Annotated in this window: 20 protein-coding genes; 6 read left to right on the forward strand and 14 right to left on the reverse strand. The window is 51.4% G+C overall.

Annotation, left to right across the window (positions count from 1 at the left end; translation table 11 throughout):
* Positions 1-24 precede the first annotated feature (24 nt).
* The 9 genes from trpA to leuC form a co-directional block, all read right to left on the reverse strand.
* Positions 25-828 (reverse strand): tryptophan synthase subunit alpha, encoded by an 804-nt coding sequence (gene trpA, locus BM185_RS13120; RefSeq protein ID WP_091964674.1) that lies wholly within the window; start codon positions 826-828, stop codon positions 25-27.
* Entirely contained in the window at positions 825-2,036 is a 1,212-nt protein-coding gene (gene trpB, locus BM185_RS13125) for a tryptophan synthase subunit beta (RefSeq protein WP_091964676.1), read from the reverse strand. Before trpB ends, trpA begins: the two co-directional genes overlap by 4 nt.
* Positions 2,037-2,080: 44 nt before the next feature.
* Positions 2,081-2,728 carry a phosphoribosylanthranilate isomerase gene (locus tag BM185_RS13130; RefSeq protein WP_091964678.1) on the reverse strand — a complete coding sequence of 216 codons (648 nt, stop codon included), beginning with the start codon at positions 2,726-2,728 and terminating at the stop codon, positions 2,081-2,083.
* On the reverse strand, positions 2,721-3,677 hold the full coding sequence (gene truA / locus BM185_RS13135; protein WP_091964680.1) for a tRNA pseudouridine(38-40) synthase TruA: 957 nt from the start codon (positions 3,675-3,677) through the stop codon (positions 2,721-2,723). Before truA ends, BM185_RS13130 begins: the two co-directional genes overlap by 8 nt.
* A 1-nt stretch (position 3,678) precedes the next feature.
* Positions 3,679-6,033, reverse strand: coding sequence for a FimV/HubP family polar landmark protein (locus tag BM185_RS13140; RefSeq protein WP_177203571.1), 2,355 nt, complete (start codon positions 6,031-6,033; stop codon positions 3,679-3,681).
* A gap of 212 nt (positions 6,034-6,245) precedes the next feature.
* Entirely contained in the window at positions 6,246-7,352 is a 1,107-nt protein-coding gene (gene asd / locus BM185_RS13145; protein ID WP_091964683.1) for an aspartate-semialdehyde dehydrogenase, read from the reverse strand.
* Between the two features lie 26 nt (positions 7,353-7,378).
* Positions 7,379-8,464, reverse strand: coding sequence for a 3-isopropylmalate dehydrogenase (gene leuB / locus BM185_RS13150; RefSeq protein WP_091964685.1), 1,086 nt, complete (start codon positions 8,462-8,464; stop codon positions 7,379-7,381).
* Between the two features lie 189 nt (positions 8,465-8,653).
* Positions 8,654-9,292, reverse strand: a complete 639-nt coding sequence (gene leuD, locus BM185_RS13155; RefSeq protein WP_091964687.1) for a 3-isopropylmalate dehydratase small subunit — start codon at positions 9,290-9,292, stop codon at positions 8,654-8,656.
* Positions 9,293-9,515: 223 nt separating this feature from the next.
* Complete coding sequence (gene leuC / locus BM185_RS13160) at positions 9,516-10,931, reverse strand: 3-isopropylmalate dehydratase large subunit (RefSeq protein ID WP_091964689.1); 1,416 nt, start codon at positions 10,929-10,931, stop codon at positions 9,516-9,518.
* A gap of 108 nt (positions 10,932-11,039) precedes the next feature.
* On the opposite strand from leuC, the gene BM185_RS13165 reads away from it, so the two are divergent.
* The gene (locus BM185_RS13165; RefSeq protein WP_091964691.1) at positions 11,040-11,912 is read left to right on the forward strand and encodes a LysR family transcriptional regulator; all 873 of its coding nucleotides are present in this window, start codon (positions 11,040-11,042) and stop codon (positions 11,910-11,912) included.
* On the opposite strand, the gene BM185_RS13170 is transcribed toward BM185_RS13165, so the two are convergent.
* Both BM185_RS13170 and BM185_RS13175 read right to left on the reverse strand, forming a co-directional pair.
* On the reverse strand, positions 11,885-13,942 hold the full coding sequence (locus BM185_RS13170) for a sensor domain-containing protein (RefSeq protein WP_091964693.1): 2,058 nt from the start codon (positions 13,940-13,942) through the stop codon (positions 11,885-11,887). The genes BM185_RS13165 and BM185_RS13170 overlap by 28 nt on opposite strands.
* Positions 13,943-14,015: 73 nt before the next feature.
* Positions 14,016-15,347: a diguanylate cyclase domain-containing protein gene (locus BM185_RS13175; RefSeq protein ID WP_177203572.1), complete on the reverse strand. Its 1,332-nt coding sequence runs from the start codon at positions 15,345-15,347 to the stop codon at positions 14,016-14,018.
* 206 nt (positions 15,348-15,553) lie between these two features.
* On the opposite strand from BM185_RS13175, the gene BM185_RS13180 reads away from it, so the two are divergent.
* The 5 genes from BM185_RS13180 (at position 15,554) to BM185_RS13200 (ending at position 22,848) form a co-directional block, all read left to right on the forward strand.
* Positions 15,554-16,723: an isovaleryl-CoA dehydrogenase gene (locus BM185_RS13180; protein ID WP_091964697.1), complete on the forward strand. Its 1,170-nt coding sequence runs from the start codon at positions 15,554-15,556 to the stop codon at positions 16,721-16,723.
* 347 nt (positions 16,724-17,070) lie between these two features.
* Positions 17,071-18,678, forward strand: coding sequence for a carboxyl transferase domain-containing protein (locus tag BM185_RS13185; RefSeq protein ID WP_091964699.1), 1,608 nt, complete (start codon positions 17,071-17,073; stop codon positions 18,676-18,678).
* A gap of 11 nt (positions 18,679-18,689) precedes the next feature.
* Positions 18,690-19,487 carry an enoyl-CoA hydratase/isomerase family protein gene (locus BM185_RS13190; RefSeq protein ID WP_091964701.1) on the forward strand — a complete coding sequence of 266 codons (798 nt, stop codon included), beginning with the start codon at positions 18,690-18,692 and terminating at the stop codon, positions 19,485-19,487.
* A gap of 191 nt (positions 19,488-19,678) precedes the next feature.
* Positions 19,679-21,706, forward strand: coding sequence for an acetyl/propionyl/methylcrotonyl-CoA carboxylase subunit alpha (locus BM185_RS13195; protein ID WP_091964703.1), 2,028 nt, complete (start codon positions 19,679-19,681; stop codon positions 21,704-21,706).
* 242 nt (positions 21,707-21,948) lie between these two features.
* Positions 21,949-22,848 (forward strand): hydroxymethylglutaryl-CoA lyase, encoded by a 900-nt coding sequence (locus tag BM185_RS13200; protein ID WP_091964705.1) that lies wholly within the window; start codon positions 21,949-21,951, stop codon positions 22,846-22,848.
* A gap of 30 nt (positions 22,849-22,878) precedes the next feature.
* On the opposite strand, the gene BM185_RS13205 is transcribed toward BM185_RS13200, so the two are convergent.
* Genes BM185_RS13205 through rluF form a run of 3 tightly spaced genes read right to left on the reverse strand, consistent with a single transcriptional unit; the run spans position 22,879 to position 24,336 of the window.
* Complete coding sequence (locus BM185_RS13205; protein WP_091964707.1) at positions 22,879-23,172, reverse strand: type II toxin-antitoxin system RelE/ParE family toxin; 294 nt, start codon at positions 23,170-23,172, stop codon at positions 22,879-22,881.
* Positions 23,173-23,175: 3 nt separating this feature from the next.
* Complete coding sequence (locus BM185_RS13210) at positions 23,176-23,379, reverse strand: addiction module protein (RefSeq protein WP_091964709.1); 204 nt, start codon at positions 23,377-23,379, stop codon at positions 23,176-23,178.
* 60 nt (positions 23,380-23,439) lie between these two features.
* Positions 23,440-24,336 (reverse strand): 23S rRNA pseudouridine(2604) synthase RluF, encoded by an 897-nt coding sequence (gene rluF / locus BM185_RS13215; RefSeq protein ID WP_091964711.1) that lies wholly within the window; start codon positions 24,334-24,336, stop codon positions 23,440-23,442.
* Positions 24,337-24,399: the final 63 nt, after the last annotated feature.

Here is a 24,399-nt window from a genome sequence, read left to right on the forward strand (position 1 = left end):
ACACAGGGAAACCCAGGGTTGCCTTCAAGCATCCAAGGCTTGTCGCATTTCTCCCAAAATAGCTTTCAGCGCAGGAGCCATCTCAGAAGGCCGGTCAGCCAGTTCGGCAATACGCCCCACCAGTGCACTGCCAACAATCACACCATCTGAGATTTCAGCAAGGGCTCGCGCTGTTTTGCCATCTCTGATACCAAAGCCAACAGCCAGAGGCAAATCAGTAATACCGGCAAATTCATTCAGCTTGGTCGCAACTGCCGGCACATCGATAGTTGCTGAGCCAGTAACACCTTTGAGAGAAACATAGTAGAGATAGCCACTACCTGCAGCAGCTATTTTACGCGCCCGCTCCAAGGTTGTTGTGGGTGCCAGCAAAAATACTGAATCCAGCTGATGGCTTTTTAAGAGCACCGCAAAGTCTTCAGCTTCTTCAGGAGGCAGGTCAACGATCAAAACACCATCAACCCCAGCCATGGCTGCAGCCTTAACAAAGGTCTCGTAGCCCAGAGCTTCAACGGGGTTCAGGTAGCCCATCAAAACTACAGGAGTTTTTTGATCTGTTTTGCGGAACTCGGTCACCAGTTTAAAAACATCCAAGGTGCTGGTGCCATGCTTCAAAGCTCTTTCACAGGCTTTTTGAATGACCGGACCATCCGCCATGGGATCCGAGAAAGGTACGCCCAGCTCCAAAATATCGGCACCAGCCTCGACCAAGGCATGCATCAGCTCGACAGTATATTCAGGCGCAGGGTCACCGGCAGTAATATAAGGAATCAAAGCCTTACGGTTGTTTTCCTTGAGTTGGGCAAAGGTGGCTTGAATACGGCTCATAAAGTAATCCCCTGCTTGGCAGCAACAGTCATGATGTCTTTATCACCTCGACCGGAAAGATTGACGACCAAATGTTGATCCTGCTTCATGGTAGGGGCAAGCTTCTTGGCAAAAGCCAGCGCATGCGCTGATTCCAACGCAGGAATGATGCCTTCAAAGTTACACAGATCTTCAAAAGCATCCATGACTTCAGTATCTGTCGCTACTTCGTATTTCACGCGGCCAATATCCTTAAGATAGGAGTGCTCTGGGCCTACACCTGGGTAATCCAGGCCCGCTGAAATCGAGTGGGTTTCGATAATCTGTCCGGCTGCATCTTCCATCAGGTAGGTGCGGTTACCATGCAATACACCAGGACGACCGGCATTCAAGGGCGCAGCATGACGACCTGTTTCCAGACCATCACCACCGGCTTCAACACCATACATGGCAACCTCATCATCCGTCAGGAAGGGATGAAAAAGCCCCAACGCATTAGAGCCCCCACCAACACAGGCAATCAGAGCATCTGGCAGGCGACCGATTTGTGCCAGGGACTGCTCACGCGCTTCACGACCAGCAACCGCATTAAAATCACGCACCAGCTTGGGGTAAGGATGAGGTCCTGCGACGGTGCCGATGATGTAAAAAGTATCATCCACATTGGTCACCCAGTCACGAAGGGCCTCGTTCATCGCATCTTTCAAAGTACGCGAACCGGACTCTACGGGAATGACTTCAGCACCCAGCAACTTCATACGGTAAACATTGGGTGCCTGACGCTGTACATCATCAGCACCCATATACACCTGGCATTTTAGCCCTAGGCGTGCTGCAACAGTTGCTGTGGCTACACCATGCTGACCTGCACCGGTTTCAGCAATAACCCTTGGCTTACCGGAATACTTGGCTAGCAAAGCCTGCCCAATGGTGTTATTCACCTTATGGGCACCAGTATGATTCAGATCTTCACGTTTTAGCCAGATTTGTGCACCACCGAGATGTTTTGACCAACGCTCCGCTGGATAAAGTGGCGAAGGACGCCCGACATAAAGCGCCAGATCCCGGTCAAATTCAGCCTGAAAATCCGGATCTGCACTTAAACGGGTGTACTGTTCGTCCAGTTGCTCCAGGGCGAAACTCAGAGTTTCGGAAACAAAACGACCACCATAGCGCCCGAAATGGCCTCGGGCATCAGGCAGTTTTAACAAATCAGCATATTTGGACACGTTTACACCTCGGGTTGATCAAACACCGCCGGCAAGACTCACACTTAAGCCTCGGCAAGACGGGCTAAGAATTCTTTTATTTTCATGGGGCATTTTATACCCCGGCTGGCTTCGACTCCACCGGAAACATCCACTGCATAAGGCTGAGTGATTTGTAGTGCTTCAACAAGATTATCCGGTGTTAAGCCACCGGCCAGTATCCAGGGCCGCTCATCACTCGATGGAAATCTTTGCCAATCAAAGCGCTCGCCGGTTCCGCCAGGCACTCCTGCCTGGTAGGCATCCAGCAAAAAACCTTTAGCACTAGGCCACTTAGCCGCCTCTTTGACGGGGTCTAGCTCAGGCTTCATGCGCAATGCCTTGATATAAGGGCGTTGAAACTGAACGCAGAATTCCTCACTTTCATCACCGTGAAACTGAAGTAAATCCAAAGGCAGCTGTTTCAGTAAGTGCTGCAACTGAACAGGGTCAGGATTTACAAAAAGCCCCACGCTAACCACAAAGGGTGGAACTTCAGCCAAAAGATCAGCAGCTTGCTCAGGAGTCACTGACCTGGGGCTGGGTGGATAAAACACAAAACCCAGCGCATCCGCTCCGGCCTTAACTGCAGCTTGAACGTCGTCACGGCGAGTCAGACCGCAAATCTTAACACGGGTTCTTGCCTGGACAGGGCAGGAAGTCAAATCAGACATCAGTAGAAATATCCTGGGAAGAATGAACCCGAGATTGGCTACGGGTTAAATCAGTACGGTGCCATTCGGGCAAGAATTCCGGATAGGGCGCATCCAGTTCTTCATCTGCCAACAGGCTTATAAAATTAGGCCCCAAACGCTCACAGGGCAAGCCAAAATGCTCAGGATAGAGGGCAGCAACAAAGTACAAGCCCGCTGCCGGTGCAGTAATACCAGCTTGAGCTCTTTCCTTACTGGCCAGAAGCTCATTTATCCACTCGATAGGCTTTTCATGGCGGCCTATTTTTATCAGTGTACCAACAATATTGCGCACCATGTGGTGTAAAAAAGCATTGGCCTGAATATCAATAATCAAGAGTTCACCGCGACGCAGCACCTTGATAAAGTGCATATGCCGCCAAGCAATTCGAGATTGGCAGCGAATAGAGCGAAAAGCTGAAAAATCTTTTTCGCCAATGAGAAGTTGAGCGGCCTCATGCATTCGCTCAGCGTTCAAAGGCTGGTTCCACCAGGTAAGCTGACCATCCAGAATCGACGGTCGGGTTCTGTGGTTGTAAATAATATAGCGATAACGACGGGCAATCGCCGAGTGACGGGCATGGAAGTTTGCAGGAACGGGTCTTGCCCAGCGAACCCGTAATGCAGGCGGCAAGCTGGAGTTGATGCCCAATGTCCAGGCTCTTTCCGGCAAAGCAGCTTGGGTATCGAAATGCACAACCATTCCGCTAGCATGTACACCCGCATCCGTTCGACCTGCACACATCACCGAGATGGGCTCTTTGGCCAAACGACTTAAAGCTTTTTCAAGCAGGGGTTGAAGACTGGGAATGCCCTCACTTTGAGTTTGCCAGCCACGAAACTGGCTACCTTCATATTCCACACCCAGTGCAATACGACCTGCCTGGGCATGGGTTTCATCAAAAACGGCAAAAGGATCAAGCAACGCCATATCAGCCAGCTAAAGACCCCAGCATTTGCTTGGCAGTTGCCTGTTGATCAGCATCACCTTCAGCAATAACTTTTTCCAGGATTTCCTGCGCACCCTGCTTATCACCCATTTCGATGTAAGCAGTTGCTAAATCCAACTGGGTGTTCAGGTCTTCTTCGTTGCCAAAGTCCAGATCATCACCTAAGTCAGCCAAATCATCCAAGCTGCTGAAATCGTCATCCAGTGGCATATCGCTGACCTGAGGTTCCAAGAGCTCATCGTCGCTCAACTCCAAGTCATCCAGCTCTGCAAGATCACCCAGGTCATCCCAGTCTTCTTCTTTCTGAGCCGCTTTTTCCTCACCAATCAGTTCCGACAAATCACTGCTCAGTGCCGAAAGCTCTTCATCAACACCTGGGGCTCGCTGAATTTCCCGGTCACCAGCCAACTCTTCTTCAAAGTCGCCGGAGCCTTCTTCACTGATATCATCCAAAGCTGACATAAAATCATCAGCATCAGACTTGTAATCAACAGGTTCAAAATCCTGCAAATCAGTTTCATCACCGCCCAATTCCGTCTCATCCAGCGGCTTTTCAAGATCCAGCTCCAAATCCAGGTCTTCCAATTCATCATCAGCCACCTCTTCAAGGTCAGCTAAATCGTCAACCAGGTTTTCTTCAGGTTCGGGCTCCAGAGGCGGCTTTTCAGTCAGCACTTCGTCCAACTCTGCTTCCAGCTCATCCAGGTTACCCAAATCCAGCTCATCCAGATCTTTGGGGCCGTCTCTTGGGGCAGCTTCCTCGGAACCAAAAATATCGTCCAGTTCCAGATCAGCTAAGTCATCACCAGGCAACTCCAGCTCACCCAGGTCTTCAGCCTGAGCTTCCTCCTTCGCTGCTACCGAAGCGGCAGCGCCAGCTGTTGCTGCACCAGCAGCAGCTCCAGAAGCCTGTTTGATAAGCCCAGCCAGTTCTTCAGCTCTTTGCACGCTTGCTGCGGAGGGCTGTTGGGCTTTTAGCTGCTGGTGCTGCTGATTAAACGTATCCTCGTCATTTAGCTCAACCAAGACTTCCAGCAACTTAACTCTCAGGTCTTCACGTTCCGGGTTGGTAGCTAGAGCGTTTTGCAGGAAACCTGCTGCCTGCTCAAGACGACCATAAGCAATAAACATTTCTGCTTCCTGCAGAGGATCACGTTCAGCCTTGGCTTTCTTGTCACGAGGCTCTTTACTGCTGCTGGTTTCACCCATTTCTTCATCGAGCTCAGCCAGATCGTCAATTAGGTCTTCATCAAGTTCTAGGTCTTCGTAATCATCCAGGTCTTCAAGCTCACCCAACGGTTGGGCATTCAGATCACGGTTAAAGTCATCCGGGCGGGCATTACTATCCGTTAAGGAATGCAGCTCTTCCTCTCGACGACGGGCCTCTTCAATTTCAGCCTGTTCGCGTATCTGAGCAGCCAATTTACGTCTGGTCGAAACCAGAGCCAGCAACAACAGGATCAGCAAAAGAAGGATACTAATCAGGGCAGCCAGAATTAATGGCTGACGTTGCAATTCGGCCAACCAATCATCCAGAGTCGCCAGTTCTTGGCTTGCGGGCGCTGAAACCACTGGCTCGGCCACTGAGGGTGAGCCGGCAGTTACTTGGGCTTCCAGCTCTTCCAGCTGTTCATCTTTCAAACGCAATAGCTGTTGCAAAGTATCCAGCTGTTCCTGCATTTCCGAGAGACGGGTTGCCAACTCATCCTTTTCACGCTCAGCAACACTTAGAGCATCTTCACTCTGTTCGAGGCGAACTTCCAACTCCTCAATGAGTGCCTGCTGCTCATCAACCTCTTCCTGTTGACGCGCTGTTAATTGAAGGTCGCGTTCCGTTTCTATAGGTGCAGTTGCTTCCGGCTGCTCTGGCTGAGTTGTGCGGGGCTGTTGAAGTGCCGGTCTACTGGAAACCCAGGCTTGGTTTTGACGGCGGACTTCTTCTTCTGCTTGCTGGGCGGTGCGACTGCGCATCGCTGCTGCAGAGGGTATGGCCAGGGTGACCCCTGCTTCCATATCATTAATATTGCCACTTGGGAAAGCGCGCGGGTTGGCGTCGCGGATGGCCAGCATGGCTTGTTTGATGGTGATGTTGCGTGAAGGCCGGTTGCTTCTAGCAATGCTCCACAGGGTGTCAGTACGGCCTACCTGCACACGATTTTGAGCCGCACCCGTATGGGTTGAAGCCGTTGCGGTTGCCAACTCTTCGGCAGTTAAAGCAGCAGGCGTTGAATAGAGCCTTGAATCTTCCCATAAGGAGTCCAGGTGTCGATCAGCTGCAAAGCTCAGAGGAACCAGAGCAGCACCCGCAATCACCACTAAACCACGCCAAGAACGCATTTTTTTATACTTCCTCTGCATACCCTGCCCCATCTTGTTCTTTCTGCCTGAAGTCGACGCTTTCATTCCACTTTGTATGGATAAAGGGTTTTTAACAGTTTTTCAGCAGTTTGTCATCGTTGTTTGTACTTTTGTCAGTGAACAAACACACTTTGCATAAAAAATGGGCTGCAACCAGGCAGCCCATTACCTTTTTCATCCAAGTCAAGGGCTTATTGATGTAAAAGGATATGCAACATACGGCGTAGAGGTTCAGCCGCACCCCAAAGAAGCTGATCACCTACCGAGAAAGCAGATAGGTACTCAGGCCCCATATTCATCTTGCGTAAACGGCCAACGGGCACATTTAGCGTTCCCGTAACCACTGTTGGGCTGAGTTCGGCAATAGTGGTTTCCCTGTCATTAGGAATGACTTTTGACCATTGATTGTGCTCTTCAATAATTTCTTCAATTTCATCCAGGGGCACATCTTTCTTCAGCTTGATGGTAAAGGCTTGACTGTGGCAGCGCATAGCACCTATACGCACACAAATACCATCAATAGGAATAGGATTGTTATCCAACCCCAGAATCTTGTTGGTCTCTACTGAGCCCTTCCACTCTTCCTTGCTTTGGCGATTATCCAACTGCTTATCGATATAAGGAATCAGGCTGCCACCCAAGGGCACACCAAACTGGTCTGTTGGAAACTTGTCTGAACGCATGGCTTCAGCCACCTTGCGGTCTATATCCAGAATGGCTGAGGAAGGATCGGCCAGCTCACTGCTAACGCTATCACGTATTGCACCCATTTGGTTGAGCAGCTCACGCATATTCTGGGCACCCGCACCCGAAGCAGCCTGATAGGTCATGGATGTTGTCCATTCCACCAACTGCTGGTCAAACAGACCACCGAGCCCCATCAGCATCAGGCTGACCGTACAGTTACCACCCACAAAGGTTTTAACACCGGATTCCAGACCCTTATCGATCACATCGCGGTTCACAGGGTCAAGCACGATAATGCTGTCATCCGCCATGCGCAGGCTGGAAGCCGCATCGATCCAGTAACCTTTCCAACCGGCTTCACGCAAAGGACCATAGACTTCATTGGTATAGTCACCGCCCTGACAAGTCAGGATCACGTCCAGCTTTTTCAGGGCATCTAAATCAGTTGCACTTTGCAGAGGCTGACCATCAGGACCAGGTTTTCCCGCCTGAGAAGTAGTGAAGTAAACGGCTTCAAAAAGGTCAAAATCCTTTTCTTCTTGCATGCGTTGCATTAACACAGAGCCGACCATACCGCGCCAGCCGACCAGACCTACTGTTAACTTACTCATAGATACCTCAAATTCTGTTTATGGATTTACAGGGCTTTCAGCGCCTCTACAACAGCTGCTCCCATCTCCTGGGTCCCCACTTTACGCGTATCAGCAGATAGGATATCAGCAGTACGCAACCCCTGATCCAGAACCTTGCTGACAGCCTGTTCAATCTTGGTTGCCACCTCACCTTCTCCAAAAGAATAGCGCAATAACATGGCAACCGACAAAATAGTGGCAAGCGGATTGGCAACACCCAGCCCGGCAATATCGGGTGCCGAACCATGACAGGGCTCATACATACCCTTGGCATTTTCATCCAGGGAAGCAGAAGGCAACATACCAATAGAGCCGGTCAGCATCGCGGCCTCATCGGACAGAATATCACCAAACATATTGCCGGTAACAATAACATCAAACTGCTTGGGTGCACGCACCAGCTGCATAGCGGCATTATCGACGTACATGTGCGACAGCTCGACATCTGGGTAGTCCTTGGCAACCTCCTCCATAACCTCTTTCCAGAGCATGGTTACTTCAAGGACATTGGCTTTGTCTACCGAGCACACTTTCTTGTTACGCTTACGGGCCATTTCAAAAGCGACTTTACCGATACGGCGGATCTCGCTTTCCGAATAAACATAGGTGTTAAAACCTTCCCGCTCACCATTTTCCAACTCACGAATACCGCGTGGCTGACCAAAATAAATACCGCCGGTCAATTCGCGTACAATCATGATATCCAAACCAGAAACCACTTCCGGCTTCAGGCTGGAAGCATCCGCCAACTGTGGATAAAGAATCGCAGGACGCAAGTTCCCAAACAGCTTCAGCTCTTTACGCAGGCCCAAGAGACCACGCTCAGGACGCTTGGAAATATCCGGCAACTTATCCCACTTGGGACCACCGACAGCGCCCAACAAAATCGCATCAGCGGCTTTGGCTTTATCCAAAGTCTCTGGCGGCAAGGGCTCCCCCGTGGCATCAAAACCTGCACCACCAACCAAACCTTCATCCCAACTAATGTCCAGGCCAAACTGATCACGGCAAACTTCCAATACCTTCACCGCTTCGGCAGTAATTTCAGGCCCAATACCGTCACCGGGCAAAACCAGAATTTTTTTGCTCATCGTTTTTCTCTTTCAATAAAGTGTTCTTGTAGCAACCTGGAACCAGCGCTTACCAAGCTTGAACCTGTAAGTCGCGGCAAGATTGCCTGCGCCAGTGAGGCAGGATGCCGAGCGCAGGTGTCTGTTCAGGATAGAACAGCCACCTGATAAGCAGGCTGTCTTGCGTAAGCGACTCTCATTCTTTCAGGTTCAACTAAAAATCCAAGGCGTCTGTTCAGCCCGCTTCGCCTCATAGGCTTTAATCGCATCAGCATCTTTCAGCGTCAGGCCGATATCATCCAAGCCTTCAATCAAGCAGTGTTTGCGAAACGAGTCCATTTCAAAGCTCAACACCTCACCCGAAGGTGTGGTAACTGTTTGCGCAGGCAAGTCGACCAGCAGACGATAGCCTTCATTGGCTTCAACCTCTTGGAACAAGCGCTCAACTGTGGCTTCATCCAATTGAATCAACAAAAGGCCATTTTTAGGCGCATTATTAAAGAAGATATCGGCAAAACTTGGTGCAATCACAGCACGAAAGCCATAGTCGACCAGTGCCCAGGGGGCATGCTCACGCGAAGAACCACAACCAAAATTCTTCCGGGCCAAGAGGACCTCACTGCCCTGGTAACGCGGCTGGTTAAGAACAAAATCCTTGTTCACTGGCCGTTGGCTGCAATCCTGACCAGGAAAGCCTTCGTCTAGGTAGCGAAGCTCATCAAACAGGTTGGGGCCAAAACCAGTGCGCTTGATGGATTTTAAAAACTGCTTGGGAATGATCAGGTCGGTATCAACATTGGCGCGATCCAGCGGCGCAACCAGACCATTTAACTGGGTAAATTTTTGCATTGCTTTCTCCTGAAGAGAGCTATCTCAATGACTGGCTTTCAGCCGGTCATCTTGTTCGGAACGTTTGTCACATAAAGCGGCTTACGCCAGTCTCGGTGAGGATTACCTGAGTATCTCAAGTCGTGACAAGTGAGGCAGGAAGCCGAACGCTGGTGTCTGTTCAGGATAGAACAGCCACCAGGGTAACAGACACCTTGCAAAGCGACCTGCATCCAAGTCAGCCTCAGAAGTTTCTGACATCCACAAAATGACCGGCAATGGCAGCCGCTGCAGCCATGGCGGGGCTAACTAGGTGAGTACGGCCACCATAGCCCTGACGTCCTTCAAAATTTCGGTTGGAGGTGGACGCACAGTGTTCACCCTGTCCCAGTTTGTCGGCATTCATCGCCAAACACATGGAGCAGCCAGGTTCACGCCACTGGAAACCTGCTTCGATAAAAATCTTGTCCAGGCCTTCTTCTTCGGCCTGCTTTTTGACCAGACCCGAACCTGGCACCACTAAGGCTTCTTTCAAGCTGGCAGCCACCTTGCGACCTTTAGCCACTTCCGCCGCAGCACGCAGATCTTCAATGCGCGAGTTGGTGCAGGAGCCGATAAAGACCCGGTCCAGTTGAATATCGGTAATCGCTTGATTGGCCTTCAAACCCATGTATTCCAAAGCCCTTTCCCAGCTTTTACGCTGACTTTCATCAGCTGCCTGAGCAGGATCTGGTACCTTGCCTTTAATGGGCGCTACCATTTCGGGTGAAGTACCCCAGCTCACCTGAGGCTCAATGCTTGCAGCATCCAGCGTCACTACCTTGTCAAAAGCGGCATCAGCATCAGAATGCAGTGTCTTCCAGTAGGCAACCGCCTGCTCCCATTGCTCGCCTTTAGGTGCAAAGGGGCGTCCTTTAACATAATCTATCGTTGTTTGGTCACAGCCCACCAGACCAACACGGGCACCAGCCTCTATCGCCATGTTGCAGATGGTCATGCGTCCTTCCATAGAAAGGGAGGCAATCGCACTGCCTGCAAACTCCATGGCATAGCCTGTACCGCCAGCAGTTCCAATTTCACCAATCACTGCCAGAATAATATCCTTGGCAGTCACACCGGGTTGCAGTTCGCCATCCACCTGAATCAACAGGTTTTTCATTTTGCGTTGAATCAGGCACTGAGTGGCCAGTACGTGTTCAACCTCGGAAGTACCCACACCATGGGCCAAGGCTGCAAAAGCACCATGGGTTGCAGTATGTGAATCGCCACAAACCAGGGTCATGCCAGGCAGGGTCGCACCCTGTTCTGGGCCGATTACATGAACGATACCCTGACGGATATCATTGATTTTAAATTCGGTAATACCAAACTCATCACAGTTGTCATCCAGGGTTTGTACCTGAATACGTGAGGTTTCGTCTTCGATACCACTCACCCCTGCAGAGCGTTCCTTGAGGGTGGTTGGCACATTATGATCCGGGGTAGCCAGATTGGCATTCAAACGCCAAGGCTTGCGAGAAGCCAGGCGCAGGCCTTCAAAAGCCTGGGGTGAAGTGACTTCGTGCAATAATTGACGGTCGATATAAATCAGGGCAGTGCCATCGTCACGTTGCTTGACCAGATGTGCATCCCAGAGTTTGTCATACAAAGTTTGCGCCATGGTTTTTCTCCTCAAGGGCGAGCCTTTACTCGACTCTTGCGATCATCTTAATACCTATGGTTCAATAACACCAATTCATCGTTTTCATAAACAGGATAACTAGAAAGAATGGATGTTCAGTCTCTTCAAGCTTTTATTCAGGTTGCTGAAAAAAGCTCTTTTTCCAGGGCAGCCGAGGCCCTTTTTATTACCCAGCCAGCTGTCAGCAAGCGAATTGCCAGTCTTGAAGAACAACTCAATCAAAAACTTTTTGACCGCATAGGTCGCAGTATTACTTTAACCCAGGCTGGCTTTGCCCTCCTGCCTCGGGCGCGCAAATTACTGGTAGAACTGGAAGACACCCGACGCCTACTGGCTAACTTGAGTGGCGAAGTTCAGGGCCCCTTGATTCTGGCAACCAGCCACCATATTGGCCTGCATCGACTGCCTCCACTTCTTAAGAATTTCACCCAGCTTTATCCGCAGGTCAAACTGGACATGCGCTTTCAGGATTCTGAGCAGGCTTATTCTGGAGTCATTGCCGGGGAGCTGGAGCTGGCCATCGTTACACTAGCTCCGGTGCCCGACCCTTCATTAGTTGTGGTGCCTGTTTGGGAAGACCAGATGCGCTTTGTAGTTGCCAAAGGCCATCCATTAACCCGCCTGTCTGGTTTACAGCTGGATGACCTTACTCATCATGATGCAGTCTTGCCAGGCCAGCAAACTTTTACTCGCGGTATAGTTGAACAGGTGTTCAGAGAACAGGATTTAGGCCTGAATGTGACCCTGTCCACCAACTACATGGAAACCCTGAAAATGATGGTTTCAATTGGCCTGGGCTGGAGTTTACTACCCGAGACACTGATTGATGACAGCCTGGTGATATTAAATCTGGATCATCCGCCCATTACCCGGCCTCTCGGCTTTTTGTATCACCGGGAAAGAACCCTGTCCAATGCGGCCCGACGTATGATTCAGCTATTGGAAGCCGCCAAAAGCTGAGTAAACTTATCTTCAGCCATAGGACGGTAAAAATGAAAACCCTGAGCATGCTGACAACCCAACTTCATCAACTGCTCGGCTTGACCAAAGTCTTCGACCCCTTCTGCTACTAGGTCCAGGGACAGATCTTTGGCCAGCTGTATGATAGTGTTCACTATGCTCAGGCTGACACGATCCAGACTCATATCCTGAATAAAGGAGCGGTCGATTTTTAAAGTCGACAAGGGCAATTTGCGCAGATAAGAAAGACTGGAATAACCGGTACCAAAGTCATCCAGGGCAATCCTAAAACCCTTGGCCTGTAAACGGGCAAGACTTAAGAGTGCTCGCTTTTCATTCTTCATCAGACCCGTTTCAGTAATCTCCAATTCCAGCAGCTGTAGATCCAACTGGTAGCTAGCCAACAACTCTTCCAGCCATCCTGCAAAATCATCCTGCTCTAGCTGCTGTACCGAAATATTGACTGCAATCCTGGGCAAAGCCAAGCCCGCTTTACGCCAGGCAACCAGGGTTTCACAGGTTTTATGCATGACCCAACTGCCGATATCAACAATCAATCCTGAATCTTCTGCCAAGGGAATAAAGACTGAAGGGGAAATAGGCCCCATTTCCGGGTGAGTCCAGCGCAGCAGGGCTTCAGCACCAAAAACCTGGCCATTGCTCAAATCAACCTTGGGTTGAAAATTAAGGCTTAAACCACCACTACGAATTGCGGTTCGCAGTGCCTGCTCCAACTGCAGTTTGTCCCTGGCCTCCCGGCTCATTTTTTGGTCAAAGAAGCGAAATGTGTCCCGACCTGCTTTCTTAGCTTCCAAAAGAGCAGCCTGAGCATTGATCATTAATAAGTCAGCTGTATCTCCATCTTCCGGGAAAAAGGCTGCACCTATGGAGGGACTTAAAGTCACTCGATGCTCAACCAGATCAATTTCCTGCTGAAGCTGCTTTTTGATGTCGTCAGCCAGCTGACTGATATCATGGACAGACTGAAAATCTTCAACCAAAATCGCAAATTCATCGGCACCGATACGTACCAAGGTATCCTCATCACGCACCAGCTTAAGTAGCTTGCTACCTTGAACATGAATCAAACGGTCACAGTAGGTATGTCCAAGACTGTCATTAATTAGCTGAATATGCCCCAAATCCAGGGTCAATAAAGCCAGACGCTCCTGCTGTCTCCGGGCCTGACGAATTGCATGATTCAAGCGCTCGCCCAACAGGTAGCGATTACCTAACCCAGTCAGCGGGTCATGGTGGGCCAGATGCTGAATCTTGGCATCCTTGGCTCGCATTTCCGTCAGGTCATGAAAAATGGACACATAGTTTTCAATCACACCCCGAGAATTACGCACACAATTAATGGATAGCCACTGAAGATAAACACTCCCATCTTTGCGTCGATTCCAAACCTCTCCTTGCCAGCAATCCGCATCAGCAATGCTTTGCCAGATGGCATCATAAAAGGCTTGATCATGATGATTGGAGCGCAGCATCTTGGGTGTGCGACCCATAACCTCATCCGGCTGATAACCGGTAATTTCTGTAAAAGCTGAATTGACATGCTGAATCCGTGCATAGCCATCAGTCACGATTATACCCTCAATGGCATTATCAAAGGCTGTTTTGGCCAAGCGCCGCTGAGCTTCCAGCCGTTTGCTGCGGCTTAAATCATGACCAATTCCGGTAATCCATAAAGGAACCCCTTTTTCATTCTTATGCAGAATGATGGTCATGCGAACCGGCAGATCCTTACCATCCAGACTTCGAAACAGCAGTTCACCTTCCCAGCGACCTTCGCCGTTCATTAACGCTGGAAATACCTGCTGGTCTAACTGCTGGTAAACATCAGCATCATAAAAGTCTTTAACATGAAGCTTGGAACCTTCAATCTTCAAGTCTTCAGGAATAGCCAGCAGACGTCTTGCTGACGGATTGACAAAGAGCAGCTCCTGGTTGATATCAATGGTGAGAATCAGCTCTCCCGCTGCATCCAGGATGGCTTGCTGGCGACTTGAATTAACAAAACTCAAAAGTTAGGCCCACTTAGCAATTAACTTTAAGAAATCAAAGGGTAGGTTGTTTACAAAAAAATAACAAGCGCCTTTAAGAGCCAGAACCAGGCTTCCTTTTAGCAGCCGTTTCAGGACTATAAATACAAGCTCTACCCCGACCCGCATGTTTGGCTGCATACATAGCATCATCACTGCAGCTAATCAGGGTATCGGCATCTTCTCCATGTTCTGGATAAAAACTTATCCCAATACTGACACCCACTTGACGCTGAGTACCTTCCCGAAAAAGCAGCGGTTGGCTTACCACATTAATAATCGCATCAGCCAAGTCCAGCGCTTCGCTTTTTAGCCTATTGGAGCTTCTGCCGGTCATCAGGACAACAAACTCATCTCCGCCCAGACGCGCCAGAAGATCTTGGGCAGCCAGCTGTTTTTCCACTCTCTTAGCAATATCCTTAAGAACCCGATCACCTGCTTTATGTCCTAGTTCATCATTAATCGGTTTGAACTTATCCAAATCCATAAACAAAAGTGCCAGTGCCTTCCGATCTTGCTTAGCCTGAATAAGAGCTTTCTCCAAACTTTCCAGAAAAAGACTGCGGTTGGGCAAATCAGTTAACGCATCGTGGGTGGCTAGGTATTGGAGGTTGGCTTGATTTTCATGCTGTTCAGTCACATCAACCAAATAACCATACCAAACCTTGCCTTGGTCGTTGATGGTTTCAGGTGAAGCATGGAGTTCTATCCAGCGCACTCCCTTAATGGGATGACGGAAACGAAAAGAGGTTTTCAAGTCATCAAGATCTGATGATGAAATAGCCAGACTCTGTTTCAAGCCTGCCAGATCGTCAGCATGAACTGCGGAAAAAAAAGAAGACGCATCCTTTTTCAATTCATCCGCTTCCAGACCCAGTAAAGCAGAAAGCTTGGGGCCCGCCAAAGGAATGAGACTGGGCCCCTGTCCTTCCTGCCTTAATTCAAAAGGCACACCAGGCAGATGGCGCGTTAACTTATACCAGCGCTCACGGTAGCTTTCTTCAAGACGCCTTCTGGTTACTTTACGGGCAACTCCAAACAAATGAGTTAGAACCCCCTCCTGAATAACGGGGCTCAACAGCGTATTAATCCTATCCTGACTTTCAGCACCTTTTAAAGGAGTCCAGGTATCATATTCCTGCATTTCCTTGGTTTCTGCAGCCAGGCGGTAACGGGGCTCCAGTTCTTGTAACAAGGGTTCGGAAAAGCAGTCGGCAATTAAATGACCCAGCACTTCCTGCCGGGATACTTCCACTTGATCACAAAAAGCCTGATTGCATGCCAGAATCCGAAACTGCATTCCTGGCAAAACTTCCAGCAAAAACAGAGCATCACCAGCTTGCTCCCAAGCCTCTAGCCTTATATCAACTGTTTCTCCACTTGCCATAGCCTTTCCTTTTACGTCACTGCCCATTCAATGTTCTACCTTCAGTATAAGAAGGCAAGATATAGGACTGCAGTAAAGAAACGCTTTTTTATGCATCCATGACGCAGGAGTCAAAAATTTTCCCTTTACGTTAACGTAAACTTGCCCTAAAGTTCACCCATACTCAAAACACCTAAGAAAAACACAACCGCAGAGGGATGAATACCATGCAATCCATCTTCAAAGACATGAACTTCGGCCTGGACGATGAAATCAATATGCTGCGCGAACAGGTCAATGCCTTTGCCGCCGCTGAGATCGCACCCCGTGCCGCTGAAATTGATAAAAACAATGAATTCCCCAACGACCTTTGGAAGAAATTTGGTGACATGGGCCTTTTGGGCATAACCGTTCCTGAAGAGTTCGGTGGCTCCGGCATGGGCTATCTGGCTCACTCCATTGCCATGGAAGAAATCTCCCGCGCTTCAGCTTCAGTCGGCCTCTCCTACGGAGCCCACTCCAACCTCTGTGTGAATCAGATCAAAATCAACGGTAACCAGGCTCAAAAAGAAAAATACTTACCCAAGCTGTGTTCCGGTGAGCATATTGGTGCCCTGGCCATGTCTGAACCCAACGCCGGTTCCGATGTGGTCAGCATGAAACTGCGTGCCGACAAGAAAGGTGATAAGTACATCCTCAACGGCAACAAAATGTGGATCACCAACGGTCCGGATGCCAACACCTATGTGATCTATGCCAAAACTGACACCTCTGCTGGCTCCAAGGGCATTACCGCCTTTATCGTGGAGCGCGATTTCCCCGGTTTTTCCCGCCACCAGAAACTCGACAAACTGGGCATGCGCGGCTCCAACACCTGTGAGCTGGTCTTCCAAGATTGTGAAGTCCCCGAAGAGAATGTCCTCGGTGAAGTCGGCAAAGGCGTTCGCGTATTGATGAGCGGCCTGGATTATGAGCGCACTGTACTGGCCGCCGGCCCTATTGGCATCATGCAGGCCGCTATGGACATAGTGGTGCCCTATATCCACGAGCGCAAACAGTTCGACCAGTCCATCGGTGAATTCCAGCTAGTCCAAGGCAAGATTGCGGATATGTACTCCACCATGAGCGCCTGCCGCGCCTATCTTTATGCCGTAGCCCGTGCCTGTGATCGTGGCGAAACCAGCCGCAAAGATGCTGCTGGCGTGATTCTCTATTGTGCGGAAAAAGCCACCCAGGTTGCCTTGGATGCCATTCAGCTGCTGGGTGGTAATGGCTATATCAACGAATACGCTACCGGACGCCTGCTGCGTGATGCCAAGCTTTATGAAATCGGTGCCGGCACCAGCGAAATTCGCCGCATGTTGATTGGTCGCGAGATTTTTAACGAGTCGCGTTAAGAGCCTTAACAGATGCTCAACAGGCATTGATGGACTGGCAGGCATTATAAACCGGGAGACGCCCGTTCATTTGAACCTGGAAGGCTGTGGGTTGTGCTGAACAGGACCGTCTGCTGCCATGGAGGGCAGCAGCCGAGCCCTACAGGGAAGTATTTACGGGCGTGTCCGGTTCAGCATACCCCAGCCTATAAACGCTCTGAAGGCTGCAAGGCATTACTTCTCAGGACGCGTAAATACGTCCTTGTAAGCTCTGACTGCAACTTCCTGTTGCAGACAGCCTGAGAAGCAACACCTTGCATCCGCATCCAGTCGCCAGCTTGAACAGTTACTAACTAAGGATCACCAACATGAGTGTGATTAAATCGCAGATCAACACGCGCTCGCCGCAGTTTGCTGAAAAAGACGCGGCCATGCGCACCCTGATTGAGGATCTTCATCAGAAGCTCGATCAGGTGAAAGCCGGTGGCGGCGCCAAGGCTCAGGAACGTCATTTATCCCGTGGCAAACTGCTGCCGCGTGAGCGGATTGAACGCCTGCTGGATCAGGGCGCACCCTTCCTGGAGTTCTCTCAACTAGCCGCCTGGGAGGTTTATGACGACTTTGTCCCCAGCGCGGGTATTATCACCGGCATAGGCCGAGTGTCCGGGGTGGAATGCATTATCGTCGCCAATGATGCCACTACCAAGGGCGGTACCTATTATCCGCTGACGGTAAAAAAACACCTGCGCGCTCAGGAAATCGCCCGCAAGAATCGCCTGCCTTGTATCTACCTGGTCGATTCCGGTGGTGCCAACCTGCCCAATCAGGATGAAGTCTTCCCCGACCGGGATCACTTTGGCCGTATCTTCTATAACCAGGCCAATATGTCCGGCGAAGGCATTCCCCAGATTGCTTCGGTGATGGGTTCCTGTACCGCTGGCGGTGCCTATGTGCCCGCCATGGCCGATGAATCCATCATCGTTAAAGAGCAGGGCACCATCTTTCTCGCCGGGCCGCCTCTGGTTAAAGCCGCAACAGGTGAAGTAGTGACGGCTGAAGACTTGGGCGGTGCTGATGTGCATGCCAAGGTTTCCGGTGTGGCTGACCACTATGCACTGAATGATGAACATGCTTTGCAATTGGTACGCCGCTCTATTGCTCGCCTGAACTGGCGCAAGCAGGGTGAGCTGGATATCCAGCCTTCACGCCCACCGGCTTATGACCCGGAAGAGCTGTACGGCATTGTCGGTAATGATCTTCGCAAGCCCTATGATGTGCGTGAAGTCATTGCCCGGATTGTCGATGCTTCCGAATTCGATGAATTTAAGCGCTGGTATGGCGATACCCTGGTCACGGGGTTTGCCCGTATTCACGGCTACCCGGTGGGTATTGTTGCTAACAATGGCGTGCTCTTTTCTGAGTCCGCCCAAAAGGGTGCCCACTTTGTGGAGCTCTGCTGTCAGCGCGGCATTCCTCTGGTCTTCCTGCAAAATATCACCGGCTTTATGGTGGGTTCACGTTATGAACATGAAGGTATTGCCAAGCATGGGGCCAAGATGGTGACTGCCGTGGCCTGTGCCCAAGTACCCAAGTTCACAGTACTCATCGGTGGTAGCTTTGGTGCCGGTAACTACGGTATGTGTGGCCGCGCCTACGACCCCAATTTCATGTGGATGTGGCCCAATGCCCGCATCTCGGTGATGGGCGGTGAACAGGCCGCTAACGTACTGGCTCAGGTCAAACGTGAACAACATGACCGCAATGGCACTGACTGGGCACAAGAAGACGAAGAAGCCTTCAAGAAACCCGTCCGTGACATGTACGAGCACCAGGGCCATCCTTACTATGCCAGTGCACGCTTGTGGGATGACGGCATCCTCGATCCGGTACAAACCCGCGACACCCTGGGTCTGGCTATTTCCGCCTCCCTGAATGCGCCCATCAAGCCGACACGCTTCGGCGTCTTCCGGATGTAAGGAGAAATGTGATGAGTGAGCAGTCTTCAGAGAAACAGGTTTTACTGGAAATCGACAAACGTGGGGTCGCCTATCTGACCCTTAACAAACCCCAGGTGCATAATGCTTTTGACGATGCCCTAATTGCCGAGCTGCTCGACAACCTGGCTCAGGTGCGCTCGGCCCAGGCCCGAGTGCTGGTACTGGGCTCCAAAGGCAAAAGCTTCTCCGCCGGTGCTGACCTGGGCTGGATGAAACGCATGGCGGCCTACAGCGAAGAAGAAAATCGCCAGGACGCCCGCGAACTTGCGCGCCTGATGCACGAACTTGACACCCTCCCCTGCCCCACAGTGTGCCGTGTTCAGGGTGCAACCTATGGTGGGGCCGTGGGACTGGCTGCCTGTTGCGATATCGTCGTTGCCAGCGAAAAAGCCCGCTTCTGCCTGTCAGAAGTCAAAATCGGCCTCTCCCCTGCCGTGATCAGTCCCTATGTCGTGCGTGCACTTGGCGAAAGAGCCATGCGTCGCTACGCGCTGACTGCTGAAGTCATTACCGTACAAAATGCCAATCAACTCGGCCTGGTCAACGAAATTGCTGCTGAAGACGCCCTGGACGGTCAGGTGGAATACTTCGTCGAAACCCTACTGGCCAACAGCCCTCAAAGCGTCACCAAAACCAAACAACTGGTGGACTATGTCGCCGACCGCCCGGCTGACGAAACCACCCAGGACTACACCACCCGGCTCATCGCCGAAATACGCGTCTCGGAAGAAGGCCAGGAAGGACTGAGTGCCTTCTTTGAAAAACGCGCACCTGGGTGGCAGGAATAATGAGGCCTGTGGGAGCGCACTCTGTGCGCGATATTTATAGTGGGAGCGCAGTCCTGTGGGAGCGCAGTCCTGTGGGAGCGCAGTCCCCTGCGCGATCAAAATATCGCTTTCAGAGAAAGCTCCCACCTGTAGGAGCGCACTCTGTGCGCGATGATGATGACAAAGACAACTAGAAAAGAGAGGAACGCCTGATGTTCCGTAAAATCCTGATTGCCAACCGCGGCGAAATTGCCTGCCGCGTGATAAGAACCGCTCACCAACTGGGTATTCGTTGCGTAGCGGTCTACTCCGATGCCGACCGCCATGCCCTGCATGTCAAAATGGCTGATGAAGCCGTTAACCTAGGTGCTGCTGCCGCGAAGGACAGCTACCTAGTCATCGACAAGGTTATCGAAGCCGCCAAACAAACCGGTGCTGAGGCCATTCACCCTGGCTATGGCTTCCTTTCCGAAAACAGCCGCTTTGTTCAGGCCTGTGATGCTGCGGGTATCGTATTCATTGGCCCGCCTGTGGGTGCTATTGAAGCCATGGGTTCCAAATCCGCCGCCAAATCCATCATGGAAAAAGCCGGTGTGCCCCTGGTGCCCGGTTATCACGGTGATGACCAAAGTCCCGATCTGCTGAAAAAAGAAGCAGAAAAAATCGGCTACCCGGTTCTGCTCAAGGCTACAGCAGGCGGTGGCGGCAAGGGCATGCGTATTGTCGAAAAAGCCAGCGAATTTGACCAAGCCCTAGCCTCGGCCAAGCGTGAAGCCATCAACGGCTTTGGTGATGACACCATGCTGGTAGAAAAATACCTGGTTAAACCCCGCCATGTGGAATTTCAGGTCTTCTGTGACCAGCAAGGCAAGGGCGTCTACCTGTTTGAGCGGGACTGCTCGGTACAGCGTCGCCATCAAAAGGTCATTGAAGAAGCCCCAGCGCCTGGCATGAGCGAAGCCCTGCGCAAAAAAATGGGTGATGCTGCCCTCAAAGCTGCTCAGGCCATCGGTTATGTGGGTGCGGGCACGGTGGAATTCCTGCTGGATGTCGATGAAAGCTTCTTCTTTATGGAGATGAATACCCGTCTGCAGGTCGAACACCCGGTCACTGAAATGATCACCGGCGAAGACCTGGTAGAATGGCAGCTCAAGGTCGCGGCAGGACAACCTCTGCCCAAAAGCCAGGACCAACTCAGCATCAACGGCCATGCCTTTGAGGCCCGTATCTATGCTGAAGACCCGGACAAGGACTTCCTGCCCGCTACCGGCACCCTCAGCTACCTGCGCACCCCGGAAGAGAACCGCCATGTCCGCGTGGATACCGGTGTTCTGGAGGGCGATGAAGTCAGCATCTACTATGACCCCATGATCGCCAAGCTGATTGTCTGGGACAGCAACCGTGAAGCCGCCCTCAGCCGCCTGGCCCAGTCGCTGGCTGAATATCGCATTGCCGGGGTCACCACCAACACCCGTTTCCTGAAAAAACTGGCCGAAGCCGAGCCCTTCCAAAAAGCGGACCTGGACACCGGCTTTATCGAACGTCATGAAGCCCTGCTGTTTGAAGAGAAAGGCGGCAGCTATAGCCCCAACCTCTTGGCTTTGGCAGCCCTCTATGCCCTGCTCAAACTCGACCAGGAGCGCCAACAGGAAGCCGCCCATTCGCGTGATCCTTATTCACCCTGGCATGGTTTTGGGGGCTGGCGACTCAACAACAACCCCACCCTGAAACTGCGTTTTACCCTGCCAGAACAGGAAGAACCGCTGGAAATTCTGGTCGAAGCCAGTGATGCCACCGGCAGCAAGAATCTCTGGACAGTTCAGGTGGGTACTCACAAACTGCTGGTCGAAGGTCGCCTGACCAACGACCGCCTGGATGCCGTGGTCAATGGCCATCACCGTAGCGTGTATGTCGCTGACCTCAACAATCAGTTGACCCTCTTCACCGCCGATGAGCATTTCAGATGCCAGTGGCAAAGGCCTGACCTGGACAACCATGAATTTGAAGAAGCCAGCGCCAACCTGACGGCCCCCATGAACGGCTCGGTTGTCACCCTTTTGGTGGAACCCGGCCAGACTGTGAGCAAAGGCGATGCCCTGATGGTCATGGAAGCCATGAAAATGGAGCATACCCTCAGCGCCCCAGCCGATGGCGAAGTGGAAGAATTCTTCTTCGCTGCCGGCGACCTCGTCAGCCAGGGTGCCGAGTTACTGAAATTTGCGGCCACTGAGGAAGCTTGATTTCAAGATCTGTGGGAGCTCGCTCCGCGAGCGAGGTTTTCGATGATCGCCCAGGGACTGCGCTCCTACAGGAGCTTTCTGTGGGAGCTTTCTCCGAAAGCGATGAAATGCGATATTTTGATGACCGCGCTCCCACGGGGCTGTAAATATCGCGCATTGAATGCGCTCCTACAGTGGAATCCGGAGCTTTCTGTGGGAGCTCGCTCTGCGAGCGATAAGCCAATTTAAAAGCAGGAGAGAAAATGCCTTTTCCTAAACAGGTTCGTCTGGTTGAGGTGGGTGCTCGTGATGGTTTACAGAACGAGCCCAACCCGGTTGCTACTGAAACCAAGCTGGAGTTGATTGATCGCCTGGGCGCTGCCGGGGTGAATTATATCGAAGCCGCCAGTTTTGTATCGCCCAAATGGGTGCCACAGATGGGTGATGCCCGTGAGGTGATGACGGGTATTCAGCGCCGTGAAGGGATTACCTATGCCGCCTTAACACCCAACCTCAAGGGTCTGGAAGGCGCTCTGGAAACGGGTGTGCAGGAGGTTGCCGTTTTCGGTGCCGCTTCGGAAAGTTTCACCAAAAAGAATATCAACTGCACGATTGCCGAGTCTCTGGAGCGCTTTGCCCCCGTGATTGAAAAAGCCAGAGATGCAGGTATTCCAGTACGTGGCTATGTCTCTACGGTGCTGGGTTGCCCTTATGAAGGGGATATAGCGCCAGAAAAGGTGGCCGAAGTCAGCAAGACCCTGTTTGAGATGGGCTGCTATGAAATTTCCCTGGGCGACACTATCGGCGTGGGCACACCGCTCAAAGCCAAGCGAATGCTGGAAGTGGTCAGCCGCGATATCCCTATAGACAAGCTGGCCGCCCATTTTCACGACACCTACGGCCAGGCGCTGGCCAATCTTTATGCGGTGCTGGAAGAAGGCATCAGCATTATTGATTCTTCAGTGGCAGGGCTGGGGGGGTGCCCCTACGCTAAAGGCGCTTCAGGCAATGTCGCCAGTGAGGATGTGGTCTACCTGCTACACGGCCTGGGCATCCAGACCGGCATCGACCTGCAAAAACTGGCAGAAACAGGCCACTGGATTACCCAAAGCATCCAGCGACCCAACCGCTCCAAGGTAGGAACGGCACTGATGACGAAATAAATAAGAATCTGGCTCAGGGAAGAGCAAGCTTTAAAGGCGGTCTATCCAGTAATCCGGGTTACGATGTTGATGAGCCAAGGCAACAATCAATAAATGATCCGTTTCAATGGAATAAAGCACTTTAAAAGGAAACTTGTGCAGCAGGCATTTTCGAATTTCGCCTCGCTCACATGACCAGGCCTCTGGATAATCTGCAATGCGCTGAATAGCACTTTTCAACTCGGCACGAAACACTTTTCCCAAACCGGACAGCTCAAGCTCATAAAAGGCCTCAGCGTCCACTGATTCCTGTCTGGCCAGTTCCGTGAATAAAATGCGGGGCATCGTCTAGTCCTTGAACACATCTTCCATAGCAACAGCTTTCAATCGGCCTTCCCGATAAGCTTGTAAACGCTTTTCAGCTTCCCTGGCCCAGACATCACTTAATTCCAGGTCAGGACGATCCAGACTTTCGATCAAGCCTTCTATCACCGCAAATCTTTCGGGTGCTTTTAGCTTCAGTGCCTCGTCAAGAATTTCTTTGCTACCCATATTTCACCCCAATTTTACCCGGTCAGCTCAGTTTAGTTAATTTTACGCCAGGCAGCCAGCTCACCCCCGTTTTTTGCTTTTCCCACCCGGGTAGGGCTTTTTCCCGGATTTCTTGACCGCTGGCTTGCCTTTTTTATCCGGTCGGCGGTCTTGTCTTGGTGGTTGCGGTTTTTTACGTGGCGGTTTACTGGTTTTGCGAACCGAAGGCGCGGCCTGGGTGCTGGCTTCTTCGGTGGCGACAGAATCAGCAACCATCTGGTTGATCAGGGCCATTTCTTTTTTATTGAGCGGTCGCCACTGGCCCGGCTTAAGGTCGCCCAGAGTGATGTTCATAATGCGGGTGCGTTTCAGGCGGGTAACTTCATAACCCAGGTATTCAGTCATGCGGCGAATCTGGCGGTTCAAACCCTGAGTGAGAATGATATTGAAGCTTTTCGGCCCCAGTTGGCGTACACGGCAGGGCTGAGTCACGGTGCCAAGAATAGGCACACCAGAAGCCATCTTCTGCACAAAATCCGGGCCAAACGGCTTATCGACCGTAACCACATACTCCTTGTCATGGGCATTGCCAGCGCGCAGGATCTTGTTAACGATATCGCCATCGTTGGTAAGCAGAATCAGGCCTTCCGAAGGCTTGTCCAAACGCCCTATCGGAAAGATGCGGCTCTTCTTGTAGTTGACCGCATCAACGATATTCTCGGGCACTTCCGGGTCGGTAGTGCAGGTAATACCAACCGGTTTGTTATAGGCCAGATACACCGGAGCCGGCTTGGCTTTTAGCGGCTTGCCACGCACGGTAATTCGGTCTTCCGCGTTGACTCTCAACCCCATCTCCGCCACCCGGCCATTGACCTTGACCTGGCCTTCTTCGATCAGGCGATCGGCTTCCCGGCGTGAACAAATACCGGTTTCACTGATGAATTTATTCAGGCGGGTTGTTGAATCTTCAGCGTACATGGGTTGGAATTCCGGTCAAAAGTTGAAGGCGCCTATTGTGCCTGCAACCCTGACCGGAAAAAA

Source organism: Marinospirillum celere (genome assembly GCF_900112235.1).
In the GTDB taxonomy this organism is placed as follows: domain Bacteria; phylum Pseudomonadota; class Gammaproteobacteria; order Pseudomonadales; family Halomonadaceae; genus Marinospirillum; species Marinospirillum celere.

Coding starts and splice junctions, on each gene's coding strand:
- trpA (WP_091964674.1), bottom strand. CDS start 828: ATGAGCCGTATTCAAGCCACCTTTGCCCAACTCAAGGAAAACAACCGT.
- BM185_RS13130 (WP_091964678.1), bottom strand. CDS start 2,728: ATGTCTGATTTGACTTCCTGCCCTGTCCAGGCAAGAACCCGTGTTAAG.
- truA (WP_091964680.1), bottom strand. CDS start 3,677: ATGGCGTTGCTTGATCCTTTTGCCGTTTTTGATGAAACCCATGCCCAG.
- BM185_RS13140 (WP_177203571.1), bottom strand. CDS start 6,033: ATGCGTTCTTGGCGTGGTTTAGTGGTGATTGCGGGTGCTGCTCTGGTT.
- asd (WP_091964683.1), bottom strand. CDS start 7,352: ATGAGTAAGTTAACAGTAGGTCTGGTCGGCTGGCGCGGTATGGTCGGC.
- leuB (WP_091964685.1), bottom strand. CDS start 8,464: ATGAGCAAAAAAATTCTGGTTTTGCCCGGTGACGGTATTGGGCCTGAA.
- leuD (WP_091964687.1), bottom strand. CDS start 9,292: ATGCAAAAATTTACCCAGTTAAATGGTCTGGTTGCGCCGCTGGATCGC.
- leuC (WP_091964689.1), bottom strand. CDS start 10,931: ATGGCGCAAACTTTGTATGACAAACTCTGGGATGCACATCTGGTCAAG.
- BM185_RS13165 (WP_091964691.1), top strand. CDS start 11,040: ATGGATGTTCAGTCTCTTCAAGCTTTTATTCAGGTTGCTGAAAAAAGC.
- BM185_RS13175 (WP_177203572.1), bottom strand. CDS start 15,347: ATGGCAAGTGGAGAAACAGTTGATATAAGGCTAGAGGCTTGGGAGCAA.
- BM185_RS13180 (WP_091964697.1), top strand. CDS start 15,554: ATGCAATCCATCTTCAAAGACATGAACTTCGGCCTGGACGATGAAATC.
- BM185_RS13185 (WP_091964699.1), top strand. CDS start 17,071: ATGAGTGTGATTAAATCGCAGATCAACACGCGCTCGCCGCAGTTTGCT.
- BM185_RS13190 (WP_091964701.1), top strand. CDS start 18,690: ATGAGTGAGCAGTCTTCAGAGAAACAGGTTTTACTGGAAATCGACAAA.
- BM185_RS13195 (WP_091964703.1), top strand. CDS start 19,679: ATGTTCCGTAAAATCCTGATTGCCAACCGCGGCGAAATTGCCTGCCGC.
- BM185_RS13200 (WP_091964705.1), top strand. CDS start 21,949: ATGCCTTTTCCTAAACAGGTTCGTCTGGTTGAGGTGGGTGCTCGTGAT.
- BM185_RS13205 (WP_091964707.1), bottom strand. CDS start 23,172: ATGCCCCGCATTTTATTCACGGAACTGGCCAGACAGGAATCAGTGGAC.
- BM185_RS13210 (WP_091964709.1), bottom strand. CDS start 23,379: ATGGGTAGCAAAGAAATTCTTGACGAGGCACTGAAGCTAAAAGCACCC.
- rluF (WP_091964711.1), bottom strand. CDS start 24,336: ATGTACGCTGAAGATTCAACAACCCGCCTGAATAAATTCATCAGTGAA.